This window comes from Hymenobacter nivis (assembly GCF_003149515.1).
Lineage (GTDB): Bacteria > Bacteroidota > Bacteroidia > Cytophagales > Hymenobacteraceae > Hymenobacter > Hymenobacter nivis.
In genome coordinates this window covers 544,598-560,941 of the sequence record NZ_CP029145.1, presented here as the reverse complement: position 1 = coordinate 560,941, position 16,344 = coordinate 544,598, and the positions used below count along the sequence as shown (strand labels likewise).

Here is a 16,344-nt window from a genome sequence, read left to right as displayed (position 1 = left end):
GGGCATGAAGCTGACGCTCCCCGGGTTATTTTTCCTTTTGCTGACGGGCCTGCTAGGGGGCCTGGCGCCCGAGCGGGCCCGGGCCCAGAACTGCGCCCAGCCCCCGCCCACCGACTGCAACGGTGTGCCGTTTGCCGTGGTCGATGCCGCCACCGGGCAGGAGGTGCAGGCGCTGTGCGTAGGCCGGGCGGTGCGCTTCGTGCCCTGCGCCAGCCGCGCCGTATCGCCTGATCTGACGTACTATACGGCCCTGCCGGGCACCGACGTGTACCCGCCCAGCTGCCTGATTTCGCCCACCGGGGCCAGCACCGTGTACCGCTACACGCCCACCGCGCCGGGCCCCATCACCATCTCCGAAAATGCCAACACCACGCTGGCCAACGGCGGCGTCATCGGTACGTTTTACACCCGCGTACTCATAGCCTACGCCACCGTACCGCCGCCGTTTACCATCGCGCCCTGCCCCGCCGGCGTGGCCCTCGTCACGGTGACGGACGCCGTGTACGACCGCTACACCGTGCGGGCCGGCAGCGGGCCGGAGGTGCCAGTAGTGCGGCGCAACCTGCCGCAAATAGTGGCGCTGGCGGGGGCCGCTACCGTCACCGTTACGGGCTACTACAACCTGGTGGGGCCCTGCACCAGCGCTAATACGCAGTCCATCCCGGCCCTACCCACCGCCCTGGTTCCCGCCCTGAATACCCTGACGCTAAGCGCGCCCACCCCCGGCGGCGAGCTTAATCTGGCCGTGGGTCAGCTACCGGCCGGCTACATCTATACCTTGCAGCGGGCCCTGGCCGGCACCACCGGCCCGTTCCAGAACGTGGCCGACGTGCCGCCGGGCAGCACCAGCGTAGCCCTGCCCGCGGCCGCGGCCGGCGGCTACCGCCTGCTGCGCACCGACTACTGCCAAACCGCTACCATTGCCTCGGCCACCCGCTATACCCTGGGCCTGGCTGTGGCCTCGGCGCAGGGCCGCAACCAGCTGCTGCTGACCGACGCCAACCCTAGCCCGGGGCCCTACTCCGTTACGCGCAACGGCTTGGCCGTCAACAATCTGACCCCCATCAACGGCGGGCTGGAAGACCCCAACGTGGTGTGCGGCACCAGCTATACCTACCGCGTGAGCACCGACGGCGGGGCCGTGCTGTCCAACGAAGCTAGCCTGGTAGCCGCCTCCAACCTGGCCCCGCCCACGCCCCGCCTCGTGGCCAGCTTCGACTTGCAGAACCGGCCGACGCTCACCCCCGGCCTACCCGGGGGCCCCGTGCCGGCTGGGGGCACGCTGCGCTACCGCCGCCTGCCCAGCGCGGGCCCAGTTTCCGATTTTATCACGGCCACCAACGGACGCACCGTCACCGACTCAACCGGCGCGGCAACGCTCACCGCCGTATGCTACTCGCTGCGCCTCACCGACTTGTGCGGCAACACGTCGGCCGAGAGCAGCGTGGGCTGCCCAAGCATCCTCGCCGCCCGGGCCCTCGACGACGAAGCCACCGCGGTGAGCCTCAGTTGGTCGGCCTTCATCGGCCCCGACCCCAGCCAGCCCACCGCCTACGCCCTCCAAACCCTGTCCCCCGACGGCACGGCGCTAGCCACGGCCGCCCCCATCGCGGCCCTCAGTACCACCGATGCCCAGCCGCCGGCTGACCGCCAGGTGCTGCGTTACCGCCTGCAAATCAGCGGGGCCGGCATCCCGGCGGGTACGTTCAGCTACTCCAGCGTGGCGCAGGTACCGCGCCGCGCCCGCCTGCTGCTGCCCAACGCCTTCACGCCCAACGGCGACGGGCTGAACGACGTGTTTGAGGTGAAGGGCCGGTTTTTGGAGAATTTCGTACTGATCGTCGTGGACCGCAACGGCCAGCAGGTGTTCCGCGCCACCGACCACGCCACCACCTGGGACGGCACCATCAACGGCCACGCGCCCGTGAACGGCGTGTACGTGTGGCGCTTCGAGCAAACCGACGAAACCGGCCAATTCATTCGCCAAACCGGTACCGTCACGCTTCTCAAGTAAGGGGCTACAACTGTCCGGTGAACGTAGTGAAGCATCTTATCCCCGCTGAACGCCTTGTGCTGACCTGGCAAGATGCTTCACTGCGTTCACCATGACAACATAACCGCTATACTCGTCACGAAGTAGGGTGCGAGGCTTGTCCCCGCCCATCGTTAAACGAAAGCCGACTGAACCGTTCAATGACGGGCGGGGGAAAACCCCGCATCCTACTTCGTTTTCGCATTCTACTTCGTGAGCAGTATGAGTAGCTTAGTCGCTGCGAGTCTGCGCGTGGCGTCGCTAGCCACCTTTCCCGTCCGTTCAGCGCGCGGACTCGCAGCGTCCACGCTATTCCCTATCCAATGGCCTTTTTCCAACGCCACCGTGCCAACCTCACCCAAGGCCTGCTTTGGGGCAGCCTGGCTGTGGTGTTTTTTACCGACCTCAAGGCGCCCGTGGTAGGCACGCTGCAACGGGGCCTGCTGGCCACCGGGCTGTGGCGGCCCACACTGCCCGCCGCCCGGCCCGCCCGCGCCGGGGCCCCCAGGCAGCTGCCCGATGCGCCGCTCTACACCCTCGACGGCCGCCCCACCAACCTGCGTCGCTTCGCCGGTAAAGTGGTGGTAATGAACCTGTGGGCCAGTTGGTGTCCGCCCTGCCGCGCCGAAATGCCCGCGCTTCAGCACCTGTACAGCCAGGTAGATACCACCCGCGTGGCCTTCGTGATGGTGTCGCTCGATGAAAAACCCGACCGGGCCCGCCGCGTGGTGGAGCAGGCCGGCTATACGTTTCCGGTTTTTTTCCCGGCCGCGCCGCTGCCCAAAGTGTTCGACACCAAATCCATCCCCACCACCTTCGTGCTTGGCCCCGACGGCACCGTGGCCGTTCGCCGCGAAGGCATGGCCGACTACGACACCGCCGAGTTCCGCGCCTACTTGCAGCAGCTGGCCGGCCAGTAGCGTGGGCACTGCGAGCCCGCGCGGTTGAACGGCAATCGCGCAGCGGCCCCACGCGCGAACTCGCAGCGTTCAATCTATCAACGTTTTACCGCAATCTTTTTGCCCGCAGGGGCAGCGTGTACACGGCTTCAGAGCGGTAATTAACAGGGTTTTGAGGTCTCTGCCAGCGAAGCACACATTGCCCGTCTGGGCCGTGGGTACGTCGATATGGGCATTTTTCCGGCCCTGGGTGCTGTATATCGTCAAACCCCGGCCGGTGGAGGCAGCGGTTGCCTTTGCGACCGCGGGCTATGCCGTCCGAGCCCTGTTCCACAAAGAGTTGGCGGTGGCGGAGGCGGCCGTCGGGGCCAGTTTAGTAATGGTAGGTTTTGTTGGTTCCGATGGCCGCCACGCACAGCGGGCGGCCATCGGGCGTGCCCACGAGGCCGTCGAGCCGGCAACCAGCACCAACGCCCCGGGGGCCCCCGGGGGCCAAGTAGTTAAGTAGTCAGAATTAAGCAACAAGTAGTGAAACCGTAAAATTTTGATAATCAAGCATCAGCACAGTTCTTGTTTGAGTGAACGTCAGATTACTGTAGAGATGCAACCTGGCGTCTCCAAATAGGACGACTTGTCCGGACACCGTTCAAATCGGAAACATCAGGCTGCGTCTCTACCCCATTCCAGGGGCCAAAAAATTAAGTTAGACAGGCTCTGAGCCTTTCCGAACGGGATGCGCCACTACTTCCCCGCCTGGCCCACGCCCTCAGCTACGGCTGCATGCGGCTGGAAAACCCATGCAGCGGGCCACATACCTGCCGCATCGGGAGGGTAGCGCCGTGCAGCTGCCCTCCGGCGAAGCATGCACCCGGCAGCCCCGCCTGCGCCATGCGCGCCTACGCTGGCCCATCGCGCGCTGCATCCGCTACGCTACTTGCACGGCCGAAAACAGCTATCTGCGCTTCCTGCCCGATATCTACGGCCGCGACGCGGCCATTCGCCGCGGGTTGCTTAGCCCGGCGCGGTAATTAAACAAGCTGGGGAGCGCCATATTTTATCTGGCGTCCACTTTTTATCACAGTATCCGCCACTTCGCTGCAGCAATTTGGGCGAAGCGGTAGGGATGCTTCGACTACGGCCGCGCGCCCTGAATTGGTGCGCCACACGCTCAGCATGACAGCCCCTGTTCGGATAGGCGCTTCATACGGCTTGGGTGGTGAGGCGCAAGCGAGGAATTTTCTTCATTAATCCTTCACTTGACAGAAGTCATCCGATGTGGTAATTCTTGTCATAGGACTGGCTGCTGCCCTGGCGGACTTTTGTATTGATTCGATTTTTAATTGATTTCCAGCGCTATCCAAGCATACAGCGCCATGCAAGCATACAACAAAAGCCTGCTTGATGCTCTCAATGCCGCCGTAGCGGCTTGCGAAAACTGCGCTACTGCCTACTTACAGGAAGACGACGTGCAGGCCCTGACCCGGTGCATTGCCCTCACCCACGACTGTGCCGACGTGTGCGCCCTCACCCTGCGCCTCGTGGCCCGCAACTCGGCATACGCCGCGCACCTGCACACAACACGCGCCGAAATCTGCGCCGCCTGCGCCGACGAGTTCAGCCAGCACGAGCACCTGCACTGCCAGCAGTGCGCCAAGGCCTGCCGCCGCTGTGCCTAAGGGGCCGCAAGATATTGATTATTCTTTTGATTTACAATTACTTGACTTCCAACTGCCATGACTACCCCCTATCTTCTGATTGCCCCCACCTCGGCCGAAACTATGGCCGACGCCGATATTACCGCCGCCATCGAACGGCTCTTCACTACCCAAAGAGGGATGAACGAGCACTTGCTGGACGTGGCCACGCACGAGGGCCTGGTGACGCTGACCGGCTTCACCGACAACCTGCTGGCCCGGCGGCGGGCCGAGGAAATTGCCCTGGCGGTGCGCGGCGTGCGCGGCGTGACCAGCACGATAGCCGTGCGAAGCCTCGACCTGCCCGATGCGGACTTGCAGCGCGATGTGTCCGGGGCCCTCGCCGATGACCCCGCCACCGGCGACTACCAGGTGCAGTGCACGGTGGCCGGGGGCGTGGTCACGCTCACGGGTATGGTGCAATCGTGGGTCGAGAAGCAACTGGTGCTGCGCGTGCTGCGAGGTGTGCGGGGCGTGACCACCTTCGTAACGGAGCACCTAACGATCCAGGAGGGAGAAATCGTGAACTCCGACGAGGAAATTACCACCCAAATCCGGGAGTTGCTCGCCTGGGACATTCGGGTGAACAGTGCCCTGGTAGAGGTGCGCACCAACGAGCAGGTGGTGTACCTGACGGGCACGGTGGGCACAGCCACGGAGAAGGACTACATCATCAACATAGCCTATCAAACCGGGGCTACCCGCGTGGATGCCCGCGACTTATTCGTGGCCTACTGGGCGCTGGGCAGCGAGCTGCGGCGCGAGAAGTTTGCGCCCCGCGCCAACGCGAGCATTGTCAACGCCGTGCGCGTGGCCATCCACCGCAACCCGCGCGTGCGCTGCTCCGAAACGCTGGTGCAGGCCCTGGAAGGCATCGTGACGCTGGCCGGCACGGTGGGCGACCTGCGCGCCCGCCAGGAGGCCGAGCGCGACGCCCGCCTCGTGGTGGGCGTGTCCGATGTGCATAATTTACTGAAAATAAGGCCCGAGCGCCTGGTGCCCGATGCCGAAATCCGCCAAGCCATTCTGGCCGCACTGGCCCGCGACCCCTACGTGGGGCACTTTTATTTTACCGTGCGCGTGAGCCAGGGCCAGGCCACCGTGCACGGGCAGGTGGGCAGTGCCTTCGAGCGCGAGCGGGCGGGCGATGTGGCCACCGGGGCCAGCGGCGTGCTGGCCGTGGCCAATCTGGTAGCCGAGCCCACCGAAGCCAGGTTTGCCGAGCTTTCGGCGGCACAACCAGGCCACCCCGACCCCGACTTCGCGCTGGCCGGCCGCATCCGGCAGCGTCATTTCTGGTCGGCCGGCTTGCACGACCAAGACATAGAAGTGGAGGTAAGCCAAGGCTGCGCCACCCTCACCGGCACCGTGGATACCTGGCCCGAGCGCCAGCAGGCCGCCCTCAATGCCTACGAGGCCGGGGCCCGCAACGTGAACAACCACCTGCGCGTGCTGGCCCCGGCAGTAACCGCGGCCCCCGAGCCGCAGGCCCCCAAACCCCTTGAACTCCACGCCGATGCGCACTGCTAGCGACACCGCCCGAAGCGGCCAGCCGTGGGGCCGGTCGGAGTACTTGCCGCCTCTAGACCCGGCCAGCCAACAGCTGGAACGGGACGCCGACGCGACCATGACAATAGCGGAGGGGCCCGGGCACACCGGGTTTACCACGGACTCTGACCGGCAGGCGCCGCGCCGCGAAGCAGCCCACGAACCGCAATAACGCCTTCATTAAACGATGCCTGCGAGCAGCTTCGCCACTGCTTGATGCGCAGACGGCATTGCCTGGCGACCCGTTAATTTTTCTATTCTCCCACCTTTTTCCTCCTAGTCATATGGCTTCCCCACTTGTGGTATTGACCGATTTTTATGCCGTCACCAACCACGCGCTGGCTTATGCTGCCGGGCTGGCGGTATCCCTGAAGGCGGAGCTGGTGCTGCTGCACGCCCACCACGACGTGCTGCTGGCCCCAATCGGCCTCAGCCCCTACTCGCCCATCAGTGACTATACCACCACCCAGGCCCTGCAAGCGCTGGCCGCCGAGCAGCCCGTGCCCACCCACGAGGTGTCGGAGCGGGAGCTGCCCGAGGCCGTGCGCGCCGCCGTGCACCGCCACCACCCCTGGCTGCTGGTGCTGGGCAGCCCCGACGGGGCCGATACGCCCGTTGAAATCATGACCGGTACGGCCATGGACCTGCTCACCACCGTGCCCTACCCGCTGCTAATGGTGCCGGCCACCGGCTGAGATGCCTTCCCGCCCCGCCGCCTGCTGCTGGCCGTGGACGGCGAGCCATTCGCGCTGCGCCAGCACCAGGACGTACTCCGGTAATTGCCGCACGTGGCGGCCGGCAGCCTGGCCGTGGTGCGGGTAGCCAACGACAGCCACGCCCGCCTGGGGGCCGAAATCATCCTCCGCACCGTGGCCGCCAACGACCTTGCCGACGAGGTGGCCCCCAGCCAGCTGCACGAAGTGTACAACCACTCGGTATTGGGCGGCGTGCTGGCCGAAGCCGCGCGGCAGGAGGCTGACCTGCTGGTGGTGGCCCGGCACCACAGCCTGCTGGGCAGCTTTTTCCACCGCAGCATCACGGCCCAACTCTTCGAACAAAGTCCTATTCCGATGCTGGCGCTACCCGTCAGTGACTAGCCCCGGCATTCTACATAACAGCTTATTGCCTAAATTTTTATCATGAGTATTTTGCTGTCTTAGTCACCATTTTCGTTGCGACGCTGCTTGCTGAACGCACCGCCTTTTTTAATCCTTTTTCCCGCATCTGCTATGACCGCCATGACCACTGTTTCCGAGGTGTTGAATGCCTTGAAGGAAGAAGGCTACACCGTTGATTTCAACTTGCAGGGCAACTGCCTGGTCTGCCACGGCAATGCGCTTCAGCTTTCGCCCGACGAGTTCCTGCTTGACAAGCACTACCGCTTCGAAGGCCTGTCAGACCCCGGCGACGGGGCCATAGTATACGCCATTTCCTCCGCCAGGCACGGCATAAAAGGCACACTGGTGAACGGCTACGGCATTTCGAGCGAGGCAATGGGGGCCGATATGGTGAAGGCCCTGCGAGAAAACCCTGCCTTCTCCGCCTCGCACGAGGAAACCCCGGCCCCAGCCGAAAACCCGAACCAGGCCCTGCCGCCGTAGCGCCCGGCCGGCCCCAACCCGCTGGAAGATGCGCCCCTATCCCCGGGCCCCGGGCCAACCCGGCTACCCGCCCCGCATGAGCTAGCAAGCGGCAGTGCCGCTCGCGCTTACCATTTTCTCCCACCCCAGGCCGTTACAAGCCTCTTATCTCCTCTTATTATGCTACTTCCCACTTTTCTATTTTCGGCCCTGCTCATTGGGGCCCTGGTCGCGGTGCGCATGCATCACCTCTCCACGCGGCTTCAGCCAGTACCGCTACCGCGCCGCTGAGCCGGACCGCGCGGCGCATACTCCCCAATTTTCGGTTTGCCGGGAGTCGGGGCTTTTTGGTTTGATGGCCCGCTTCGCCGCGGAAACCCGTAGGCGGCCGGCACGTGATGAAGATCAACTATTCGGGCAACTTTCCTCATGCCGAAGCCGGCGGCCGGGGCGCACTTTTGCTTACGTCCCTTTGCGGACGCTAGACGAGGCATGGCCTTTTGCTGGCGTCCCACGGCTTCCCATCCAGCTTTCGCATGAAAAACTCCTTGTTAATCGGCCGTTTGGCCGGCATCCGCATTTTCCTGCACTGGACCTTTCTGCTGCTGCTGAGCTTCATCGTGCTTGCCGAGGTGCGGCGGGGCAGCAGCACCGGGACGGTGCTGGCGTCGGCGGGCTTCGTGCTGGCGCTGTTCGCCTGCGTGGTGCTGCACGAGCTGGGGCATTCGCTCATGGCGCGGCGCTTTGGCATCGGCACGCGCTCCATCACGCTGCTGCCCATCGGGGGTATTACCGCGCCAGAGCGCATCCCCGAAAAGCCCCGGCAGGAGCTGCTGGTGGCCCTGGCCGGCCCGACCCTGAACGTGCTGCTGGCGCTGGTACTCTACCTCTTCGTGGCCCCGGTGGGGGCGTTCGAGGGCATTGGCCTCAGCCACGGCACCGTGGGGCCAGGCTTTCTCACAGCCCTGTTTTGGGTGAACGTGATGCTGGTGGTATTCAACGCCATTCCGGCCTTCCCGATGGATGGCGGACGGGTGCTGCTGGCGCTGCTGGCGCTGCGCCTGGGCCGGCCCAAAGCCACGGCCATTGCGGCGGGGCTGGGCAAGCTCATTGCCGTGGGCTTCGTGTTCTACGGCTTGTTCAACAGCCCGTTTCTGGTGTTTATCGGCATATTCGTGTACTTCGGGGCCTACGCCGAAAACGTGACTGTGCAGCACCGCGAGCTGCTGCGCGACTTCACCGTGGGCCACGCCATGATAACCAATTACCTCACCCTGGCCCCCACCGACAGCGTGCAGGACGCGGCCAATACCCTACTGGCTGGCTCCGACCAGGACCTCATTGTGCTCGGCCAGGGAAAGGCCGTGGGGGTGCTCACCCGGCCCCTGCTCATGGCCGCCCTACGCGGCAACTGCCTGACTACGGCCGTAGCAGAGGTAATGAGCCGCGAATTCGACACGGTGGAAATTAGCGACAGCCTGGCGAAGGTGTACGCTCGCGCCCAGCGCCAGCCCAACGCTTTTTACCCAGTGCTGGAAAACCACCGGCTGCGCGGCATCATCGACCAGGGCAACCTGACCGAGTTTCTGACCATCCGGGCTGCGCTCAGCCACTAACCCATCCGGCGTCCGCCCTTTCACTTTTCACTTCGCTTCGCCATGAAACCTACTCTGCTCGTCCTCACCGATTCCTCGCCCGCTGCTGAGCAGGCCCGGGCCTACGCTGCCGTGCTGGCCGCTCCGTTGGGGGCCGAGGTGCACCTGCTCCACGTGTACCCCACCCCGCCCATGACGTCGCGGGTGGGCGCGGTGATACAGGCCACCAATGCCCGCTACGTGCGGCGCGAGCGCCATGCCCTGGAAACAGTGGCCGCTGAAATGCCCGTACCGGCCACGGCCACGACGGTAGCCACTGATTGGGCCGAGGCCGTGCAGCAGGCCCTGGACGCGTATCATCCGCTGCTGGTTATCGCCGGCCTCACTGCCACCGATGGCTTGCTGGATGAATGGCTGAGCAACCGGGCCCTGCCACTGGCACACGCAACGGGCTACCCGCTGCTGCTGGTGCCCGAGCACTTGCCCCCGGCCGCCCTGCGCCCGCCGCGCTGCTTGGTTCTGGCCGTGCGCGAAAAGCCCTTCACCCTAACGCCCGAAGGACTGGCCCTTGTGCCGTACTTCGAGGCCCTGAATGCCAGCATAGTACCCACCAGCGTATCCCTGCCCGGTGAGCTGAACACCGGTCGGTACGGGCTGGCCGCCGCTCGGGAATGCGGCCTGACCGCGGCCCTGGCCGACAGCAACCTGTACCGGGTGGAGGCCGGGTCGCCCGCCGCCGGCCTACGGCAAGCCGTAGAGGAGCTCTCGGCCGATGGACTGGTGCTGCTCGACCCCGGCCATGGCTGGGTAAACAAGCTATTCGGCGAAAGCATCATCGACGAGGTGTTGCGGCACACCCAGGTGCCGGTGCTGCTGCTGGCCACGCAGGAAAACAGCCCGGATTAAAGCACGTCGGGCAGCACTATCTGCGCTGCCGGGATTACTACCAACTTACCCAACACCCCTGCTCATGGCTCTTTCCCTCATCGTTTTCGCGGGGTTTTACCCGCCCGCCCGCCGCGCCATTCAGTACGCCGACCTTCTGGCCCAGGCCCTCGACGGCCAGCTGGTACTGCTGCACGTCAAGCGCGCCTCCATGTTTGACCCCAACGATTTGGTGGCCCAGGGCTACCACCAGCAGGAGCTGGCGCGCCAGGCCGATACGGCCGCCATTCTCTACCAGCAGGCCAAAGGGCTGCTGACCGCGGCCACCGTAGAAGTAACCACCGACCTGCTGCCCGCCGTGGCCCAGGACCTGGCCCACCGCTACCAGCCGGCCCTGTTCGTGCTGAGCCAGGCCGACGAGGACCGCCCCGCCGCCGCCGACCTGCTCACCTCCTGCGTGGAGCTTTTGCGGGCCGGCAGCTACCCGCTGCTGGTGGTGGCCCCCACGGCCCCGGCCGAGCACCCACCCTGCCGCATCCTGATTGCCGCCGACCGCGAACCGTTTACGCTGGCTGCGGAAGCCGACGTGCTGCGCCCGCTGCTGGCCCGGCCCGGCGTCGAGGTTATCGTGGCCCACGTATCGAGCGGCGTGGAGGATGACGAGGGCTGCGCCCTGGCGCTGCGGGCGGTGCAGGCCAGCGGGCTGGTTGATAATTTGCCCACGCCAGGGCTGCGGGGCTACCAGCACGAGCAGTACGCGCAAGGGGTGCTGGCCGCCGCCCGCGACACCCGCGCCGATTTGGTGGTGGTGGTGGCCCGCCAGCGCAGCTACCTCAGCGACATGTTTCACCGTAGCGTGACGGCCCGGCTGCTGGAAACCTGCCCGGTGCCCGTGCTGGTGCTGCCCACAGCGGCGGCGGCCCCCGTGACCGAAACGCCCGGCTACGCTACCGCCGCCAGCTACGCCAACACTGTGCTCACCGGCCTCCTGCCGGCCTCTTGACGCATGGCGCCCCTGCCGGTGCTGCCCACGGCTTCCCCCAAATTTGAATAAACCCCCATGCCATGACCATGCACACGCTCCCCACGCTTTCCGAAACGCTGGCCCAATTCAAAAACGCGGGCTACACCGAGGATTTCAACCTGAACGGGGACTACCTGGCCGGCCAGCGCTCGGCCATCCGGCTAGCCCCCAACGAGTTTGTGGTAGACCAGCACTTTCGCTTCGAGGGGCTCTCCGACCCGGCCGATGAAACCGTGCTCTACGCCATTTCCTGCGCCCGGTTCAACCTCAAAGGCACGCTGGTGAACGGCTACGGCGCGTCCAGCGGCGAGGTCGCTGACTGCCTCATCCGCGCCATTTCGGAGCAAACGCGCTAGCCGCTGCGCCTGCCGTATGCCCCACTCCAGCAAACTTTCCACGCCGGACCTCACTGCCGCCGCGCACGGCCGCAACGAGCCAACTACCGCCGCGCGTCCGGAGCTACTGGCCACCCGGCGCGAGGTAGCGGCGGAGCCCATGTTTTTGTTGCTGCTGGCGGCCTGCGCAGTGTACAGCGGGCTGGGCGAAGGGGCCGGGGCCATTGCCCTGGGGCCCTGCTGACGGGGGCAGGCACTCCCGTCCACCAATAAATCCGCAGCGACCGGGCGCTGGGCCCCTGCACAAGCTGACCCAGCCCCGCGCCCAGGTGTGCCGCAACGGCGTGGTGGCCCCGGTGCCGCCCAAAAGGCTCATGCTGCCGAGCACGGCTCCAACTAAACTGCTTGTAAACAACGTTTCAGCCCCGGTTTTACAAGCCGAAGCCAGGCTTTTTCTCCACCATTTTCAATTTAGCTGCCATGTCAATTTCCCTCGCAACTGCCTCGGCCAACCATGCCCCGGCTCAACTATCGCAACCCTCAGGCCGACGGCCCATATCATCGTGGAAGCTGAGAGTCGTACGGCCATCGTAAGCGCGGCGCAGGCCACCGTTGTGGAGCTGCTCGGCCTTTACCATACTGCCAAGCAAGCACACTAAAACGGTTTCCAAGTCAGTGTACAGCTTATTGGGTGCGGGCTACCGGCTTTTCGCCGGCTGTTCGCTCGTCGGTAGAACTACCAGCGCGAAAGGCGAGCGGACAGCCGGCAAAAAGCCGACAGCCCGCCCTGTACACTGAATTAGAAACTGCTCTGGAACGTCCGGGGCCCCCTGTTTCTGCCGCTGCACGAAAAGCTACAGACTTGTGCTGTGCCCGCGCTGATGTGCTGGCCGAACGTATGCTGCACGTTGGTTTCGCCGCTGATGGCCGTTCTGGCACCGTGGTGGCCATGGCCGATTTGGAAGAAGTGCCCGCCGGCTTTCTAACCGACAGGCACGTGCTGAAACTTATGACCCGCCGCCTGACCGAAGTAGGCCAGCGGGTGCGCCAGCGCACCCTACAGTTGCAATCGGTCGACGAACTAACGTCCGATAAGTTGCAGGATTTGAGCCAGGAGCTGGATAAGCAGCTGTGGCAGTTCCGCGCCCACCTGGGGTAAGGGGCCGGCCCGCGCCCGCAGGCAAAAGTTGGCGGGCGCAGGCCGGTCTGTTTAGCGCTCTAAGCACTGATGCTAAGCAGGCGGTTTCTGGTTTCCTATCAGTGCTTTGACCTTTTGGGGTACTGCTCAAAACACCATTCGGCCAGAAGCTAGCAATTCTCTGAGACACCAGCCCCAAAAGTTTCCTGCGTAAGTACCTGGAATGAATTAATCATGCATTGATTCGGAAGCAATAAACTAATTATCAATAAGAAAGGTGATAAATATCCGCTAAGGTCCGCTTAAAAGGCCCCGGCTAATGGCTCGATACTTAACAGCGATTACTTGCTTATCCCATTCCCCGTCCTAAAAAAGGGGTTGCCACTACCCGCGTGCTTGCCCATGAACGTTAACCGGTACCTGCTGCCCTGCCCGCCTGCCGTGCCACCCCGGCACTGGCTACTGCTGATAAGTATGCTAATCATGGGGTTGCTGGCCAGCTGCCAGGACAAGGCGGAGCGGGTGAAACCAGTGTGGTCGGCTATTTCGGAATCGGTGTACGCGGCCGGCACCGTCAAGAGTGGGCAGCAGTACCAGGCGTTTGCCAGCGCCGGCGGCATCATCCAAACGGTGCTGGTGCGCGAGGGCGACTCGGTGCGGGTGGGCACGCCGCTGCTCTCCATTACCAGCGACGTGCAGCAGCTCACCCAGGAAAATGCCGCCCTGGCCGCCCGCTACGCCGCCGTGGCCACCAACCAAAGCCAGCTCGAAGAGGCCCGCCAGCGCATTGCCCTGCAACGCCGCACCATGCAGAACGACCTGTTGCAGCGCACCCGGCAGCGGCAGCTCTGGCAGCAGACCATCGGTACGAAGCTGGCGCTTGAACAAAAGGAGCTGGCCTACGCCAGCTCCCGAACCGCCTACGAGTCGGCCGTGCTCAGCTACCAGACGCTCCAAAAGCAGCTCGATTTTACCGCCGCGCAGTCGCGCAAAAACCTCCAGATTGCCCAGCGCCAAGCCAGCGACTTCGTGCTGCGCAGCAAAGTCAACGGCATCTTGTACCAGCTCTACCGCGAAAAGGGCGAGGCCGTGACGTCCCAAACGCCGCTGGCCCTGCTGGGTGATGCCCGCCACTTCGTGCTCGAAATGCAGGTAGACGAGTCCGACATCGTGAAAATTCGCCCCGGCCAGCTGGTTTTGGTGACGCTGGATAGTTACAAGGGGCAGGTGTTCACGGCCCGCGTCAGCGCCATTTCGCCGATGATGAACACCGACAGCCGCACGTTTCAGGTGGATGCGACCTTCGTGCGCCAGCCGCCGGTGCTGTACCCATTCGTGAGCTTTGAGGCTAACATCGTGCTGCAAACCAAGGCCCGGGCCCTGCTCATTCCGCGCCGCCTGCTGGTCGACGACTCCACGGTGCGGAAGGCCGACGGCCAGCTGGCACGGGTGAAAACCGGCCTGCGCGACTACCAGATGGTGGAAATCCTGGCCGGCCTCACGCCCGCCGACGAACTCACAGCCCCCGCGCAATGAAACTGCCCCTGCTCTACGATGTGGCCCTGGCGCTGCTGCTGGCCCGCGGGCGGCAGTCGCTGGTGGCGGCCGTCGGGGTCACGTTCAGCATCACCATGTTCATCGCGCTGCTCGGCTTCATGGCGGGCCTCAACCAGCTACTCGACGGGCTGGCGCTGAACCGCACGCCCCACGTGCGCCTCTACAACGAGGTGCAGCCGGCCCCGCAGCAGCCCATCGACCGGTACACCGGCCCCGGCCGGCGGCAGCATAATTTCATCCGCTCCATCAAGCCCAGCAACGAGCTGCCGCGCATTCACAACGTCGGGGCCATCATCGCGGCCCTGCGCCGCGACCCGCGCGTGCGCGGCGTAGCCCCCAAAACCCAGGCCCAGGTGTTCTACAACGTGGGCACCGTCAACCTCACCGGCACCATCAGCGGCATCGAGGTGGAGCAGGAAGACCGGCTTTTTGCCTTCGGCGACTACGTGGTGGCCGGCAACCCGCTCAGCCTCAAAACCGTGGCCAACAGCATCATCCTCGGCAAAGGCGCTGCCGACCTCATGCTGGTGGGTGTGGGCGACATGGTCCAAATCACCACCGTGAAGGGCAGCCACGTCCAGCTCAAGGTCGTCGGGCTCTTCCAGTCGGGCGTGCTCGAATTGGATAAGGTGCAGAGCTACACTTCCCTCACCACCGCCCAAAAGCTCCTCGGCGAAGCCAACAACTACGTCACCGACCTTCAGGTGAAACTCTACGATTTCACCCAGGCGCCCCGGCTGGCCAAAGAGTACGCGCAGCTGTACGAGGTGCAGGCCGTGGACATTCAGACGGCCAATGCGCAGTTCGAAACCGGTAGCTCCGTCCGCACGCTCATTTCCTACGCCGTGGGCATCACGCTGCTGGTCGTGGCGGGTTTCGGGATTTATAACATCCTGAACATGATGATTTACGAGAAGATGGACACCATTGCCATCCTCAAGGCCATCGGGTTTACCGGGGCCGATGTGCGGCGGCTGTTTGCGGCGGTAGCGCTGGCCATCGGGCTGTCGGGCGGGGCGGCGGGGCTGCTGTGCGGGTTCGGCCTCTCGGCCCTGATTGCGCAGGTGCCGTTCCACCCGGCTTCGCTGCCCTCGGTGCACACCTACCCGGTGAGTTTCAACCTGGTTTTTTACGTCATTGGGGCGGTATTTGCGCTTATTACTACGTACCTGGCGGGGTATTTTCCGGCCCGCAAAGCCAGCCGCGTCGACCCGGTCGACATCATTCGAGGCAAGTAAAATGGACACGCCCGCAATCGAAGCCCGCCAGATTATCAAGTATTTCGACGACCCCGTGCGGGTGCAGGTGCTGCACGCCGTGTCGTTTGCGCTGGGCCGGGGCGAGTTTGCGGCCGTGGTGGGCAAGTCGGGCTGCGGTAAATCGACGCTGCTCTACATCCTCTCCACCATGGACACGGCCTACGAGGGCGAGCTGCTGATTGACGGCGTGCCCATGCGGGCCAAAAAAGAAGCCGCGCTGGCCCGCGTGCGCAACGAGCAAATCGGCTTCGTGTTCCAGTTTCACTACCTGCTGAACGAGTTTTCGGTGCTGCGCAACGTGATGCTGCCCGCCGAAAAGCTGGGCAAACTATCAGGCCAGGAAATCGAGCACCGGGCCTACGAGAAACTAAAGATTCTGGGCATCGAAAGCGAGGCGCGCAAGAAGCCCAACCAGCTCTCAGGCGGCCAGAAGCAGCGCGTCGCCATTGCGAGGGCCCTGATAAACGACCCGCTCATCATCCTCGGCGACGAGCCCACGGGCAACCTCGACCAGAAAAACGCCGAAATCGTGTTCAATATTTTCAAGGAGTTGGCCGAAGTATACCACCAAGCCCTGCTCATCGTGACGCACGATAACGATTTTGCCGCCAAAACCCACCGCATTATCGAAATGGAGGACGGGCGCATTATCTAGCAACAGCCTCATTATGTGGGCGGGCGGGCCAGCAGGGGTGCGGTTCTGCCCACTTCTTTAGGAATACTCACCTGCAACCATTCGGAGGAATAAACCCTTGCGCAAATCGAGCAACGAGCCAGGTGAACGACGACGGCAACGGT

The 16,344-nt window shown here is 64.2% G+C and carries 19 protein-coding genes; 17 read left to right on the top strand and 2 right to left on the bottom strand.

Features of this window, described 5'->3' with window-relative positions:
• The first annotated feature begins 4 nt into the window (after positions 1-4).
• Both DDQ68_RS02330 and DDQ68_RS02325 read left to right on the top strand, forming a co-directional pair.
• Positions 5-2,014, top strand: coding sequence for a T9SS type B sorting domain-containing protein (locus DDQ68_RS02330; protein WP_109654468.1), 2,010 nt, complete (start codon positions 5-7; stop codon positions 2,012-2,014).
• Positions 2,015-2,355: 341 nt separating this feature from the next.
• Positions 2,356-2,952 carry a TlpA family protein disulfide reductase gene (locus tag DDQ68_RS02325; RefSeq protein ID WP_109654467.1) on the top strand — a complete coding sequence of 199 codons (597 nt, stop codon included), beginning with the start codon at positions 2,356-2,358 and terminating at the stop codon, positions 2,950-2,952.
• 69 nt (positions 2,953-3,021) lie between these two features.
• Here DDQ68_RS02325 and DDQ68_RS24560 read toward each other — a convergent pair whose 3' ends face one another.
• Together DDQ68_RS24560 and DDQ68_RS24195 are read right to left on the bottom strand one after the other, a co-directional pair.
• Positions 3,022-3,198, bottom strand: coding sequence for an SMP-30/gluconolactonase/LRE family protein (locus DDQ68_RS24560; protein WP_109654465.1), 177 nt, complete (start codon positions 3,196-3,198; stop codon positions 3,022-3,024).
• Positions 3,199-3,304: 106 nt separating this feature from the next.
• Positions 3,305-3,427: a hypothetical protein gene (locus DDQ68_RS24195; protein ID WP_281271073.1), complete on the bottom strand. Its 123-nt coding sequence runs from the start codon at positions 3,425-3,427 to the stop codon at positions 3,305-3,307.
• Between the two features lie 301 nt (positions 3,428-3,728).
• Between DDQ68_RS24195 and DDQ68_RS02310 the strand changes: the two genes are divergently transcribed.
• The 15 genes from DDQ68_RS02310 (at position 3,729) to DDQ68_RS02235 (ending at position 16,201) form a co-directional block, all read left to right on the top strand.
• Positions 3,729-3,959: a hypothetical protein gene (locus DDQ68_RS02310; protein WP_109654461.1), complete on the top strand. Its 231-nt coding sequence runs from the start codon at positions 3,729-3,731 to the stop codon at positions 3,957-3,959.
• Between the two features lie 345 nt (positions 3,960-4,304).
• Positions 4,305-4,607, top strand: coding sequence for a four-helix bundle copper-binding protein (locus DDQ68_RS02305; RefSeq protein ID WP_109654459.1), 303 nt, complete (start codon positions 4,305-4,307; stop codon positions 4,605-4,607).
• A 57-nt stretch (positions 4,608-4,664) separates the two neighbouring features.
• Positions 4,665-6,155, top strand: a complete 1,491-nt coding sequence (locus DDQ68_RS02300) for a BON domain-containing protein (protein WP_109654457.1) — start codon at positions 4,665-4,667, stop codon at positions 6,153-6,155.
• 302 nt (positions 6,156-6,457) lie between these two features.
• A complete protein-coding gene (locus DDQ68_RS02290) occupies positions 6,458-6,868 on the top strand; it encodes a universal stress protein (RefSeq protein WP_109654453.1) in 411 nt (136 codons plus the stop codon).
• A gap of 93 nt (positions 6,869-6,961) precedes the next feature.
• Positions 6,962-7,270, top strand: coding sequence for a universal stress protein (locus tag DDQ68_RS02285; protein WP_211320221.1), 309 nt, complete (start codon positions 6,962-6,964; stop codon positions 7,268-7,270).
• Between the two features lie 132 nt (positions 7,271-7,402).
• Entirely contained in the window at positions 7,403-7,774 is a 372-nt protein-coding gene (locus DDQ68_RS02280; RefSeq protein WP_245897254.1) for a phosphoribosylpyrophosphate synthetase, read from the top strand.
• Between the two features lie 515 nt (positions 7,775-8,289).
• The gene (locus tag DDQ68_RS02275) at positions 8,290-9,369 is read left to right on the top strand and encodes a site-2 protease family protein (protein ID WP_109654449.1); all 1,080 of its coding nucleotides are present in this window, start codon (positions 8,290-8,292) and stop codon (positions 9,367-9,369) included.
• Positions 9,370-9,411: 42 nt separating this feature from the next.
• A complete protein-coding gene (locus DDQ68_RS02270) occupies positions 9,412-10,254 on the top strand; it encodes a universal stress protein (RefSeq protein WP_109654447.1) in 843 nt (280 codons plus the stop codon).
• 64 nt (positions 10,255-10,318) lie between these two features.
• A complete protein-coding gene (locus DDQ68_RS02265) occupies positions 10,319-11,236 on the top strand; it encodes a universal stress protein (protein ID WP_109654445.1) in 918 nt (305 codons plus the stop codon).
• A gap of 68 nt (positions 11,237-11,304) precedes the next feature.
• Positions 11,305-11,613, top strand: coding sequence for a phosphoribosylpyrophosphate synthetase (locus tag DDQ68_RS02260; RefSeq protein WP_109658292.1), 309 nt, complete (start codon positions 11,305-11,307; stop codon positions 11,611-11,613).
• A 16-nt stretch (positions 11,614-11,629) separates the two neighbouring features.
• Complete coding sequence (locus tag DDQ68_RS02255) at positions 11,630-11,836, top strand: hypothetical protein (RefSeq protein WP_109654443.1); 207 nt, start codon at positions 11,630-11,632, stop codon at positions 11,834-11,836.
• Between the two features lie 639 nt (positions 11,837-12,475).
• Positions 12,476-12,751 (top strand): ferritin-like domain-containing protein, encoded by a 276-nt coding sequence (locus DDQ68_RS02250; protein ID WP_162549747.1) that lies wholly within the window; start codon positions 12,476-12,478, stop codon positions 12,749-12,751.
• A gap of 381 nt (positions 12,752-13,132) precedes the next feature.
• Complete coding sequence (locus tag DDQ68_RS02245; RefSeq protein WP_211320220.1) at positions 13,133-14,266, top strand: efflux RND transporter periplasmic adaptor subunit; 1,134 nt, start codon at positions 13,133-13,135, stop codon at positions 14,264-14,266.
• Complete coding sequence (locus DDQ68_RS02240) at positions 14,263-15,525, top strand: ABC transporter permease (protein WP_109654439.1); 1,263 nt, start codon at positions 14,263-14,265, stop codon at positions 15,523-15,525. Before DDQ68_RS02245 ends, DDQ68_RS02240 begins: the two co-directional genes overlap by 4 nt.
• A gap of 1 nt (position 15,526) precedes the next feature.
• Positions 15,527-16,201 (top strand): ABC transporter ATP-binding protein, encoded by a 675-nt coding sequence (locus DDQ68_RS02235; RefSeq protein ID WP_109654437.1) that lies wholly within the window; start codon positions 15,527-15,529, stop codon positions 16,199-16,201.
• Positions 16,202-16,344: the final 143 nt, after the last annotated feature.

Bases quoted from the DNA above. Each gene is read 5' to 3' on its own strand.
- DDQ68_RS02330 (WP_109654468.1), top strand. From the start codon at position 5: ATGAAGCTGACGCTCCCCGGGTTATTTTTCCTTTTGCTGACGGGCCTG.
- DDQ68_RS02325 (WP_109654467.1), top strand. From the start codon at position 2,356: ATGGCCTTTTTCCAACGCCACCGTGCCAACCTCACCCAAGGCCTGCTT.
- DDQ68_RS02310 (WP_109654461.1), top strand. From the start codon at position 3,729: ATGCAGCGGGCCACATACCTGCCGCATCGGGAGGGTAGCGCCGTGCAG.
- DDQ68_RS02305 (WP_109654459.1), top strand. From the start codon at position 4,305: ATGCAAGCATACAACAAAAGCCTGCTTGATGCTCTCAATGCCGCCGTA.
- DDQ68_RS02300 (WP_109654457.1), top strand. From the start codon at position 4,665: ATGACTACCCCCTATCTTCTGATTGCCCCCACCTCGGCCGAAACTATG.
- DDQ68_RS02290 (WP_109654453.1), top strand. From the start codon at position 6,458: ATGGCTTCCCCACTTGTGGTATTGACCGATTTTTATGCCGTCACCAAC.
- DDQ68_RS02280 (WP_245897254.1), top strand. From the start codon at position 7,403: ATGACCGCCATGACCACTGTTTCCGAGGTGTTGAATGCCTTGAAGGAA.
- DDQ68_RS02275 (WP_109654449.1), top strand. From the start codon at position 8,290: ATGAAAAACTCCTTGTTAATCGGCCGTTTGGCCGGCATCCGCATTTTC.
- DDQ68_RS02270 (WP_109654447.1), top strand. From the start codon at position 9,412: ATGAAACCTACTCTGCTCGTCCTCACCGATTCCTCGCCCGCTGCTGAG.
- DDQ68_RS02265 (WP_109654445.1), top strand. From the start codon at position 10,319: ATGGCTCTTTCCCTCATCGTTTTCGCGGGGTTTTACCCGCCCGCCCGC.
- DDQ68_RS02260 (WP_109658292.1), top strand. From the start codon at position 11,305: ATGCACACGCTCCCCACGCTTTCCGAAACGCTGGCCCAATTCAAAAAC.
- DDQ68_RS02255 (WP_109654443.1), top strand. From the start codon at position 11,630: ATGCCCCACTCCAGCAAACTTTCCACGCCGGACCTCACTGCCGCCGCG.
- DDQ68_RS02245 (WP_211320220.1), top strand. From the start codon at position 13,133: ATGAACGTTAACCGGTACCTGCTGCCCTGCCCGCCTGCCGTGCCACCC.
- DDQ68_RS02240 (WP_109654439.1), top strand. From the start codon at position 14,263: ATGAAACTGCCCCTGCTCTACGATGTGGCCCTGGCGCTGCTGCTGGCC.
- DDQ68_RS02235 (WP_109654437.1), top strand. From the start codon at position 15,527: ATGGACACGCCCGCAATCGAAGCCCGCCAGATTATCAAGTATTTCGAC.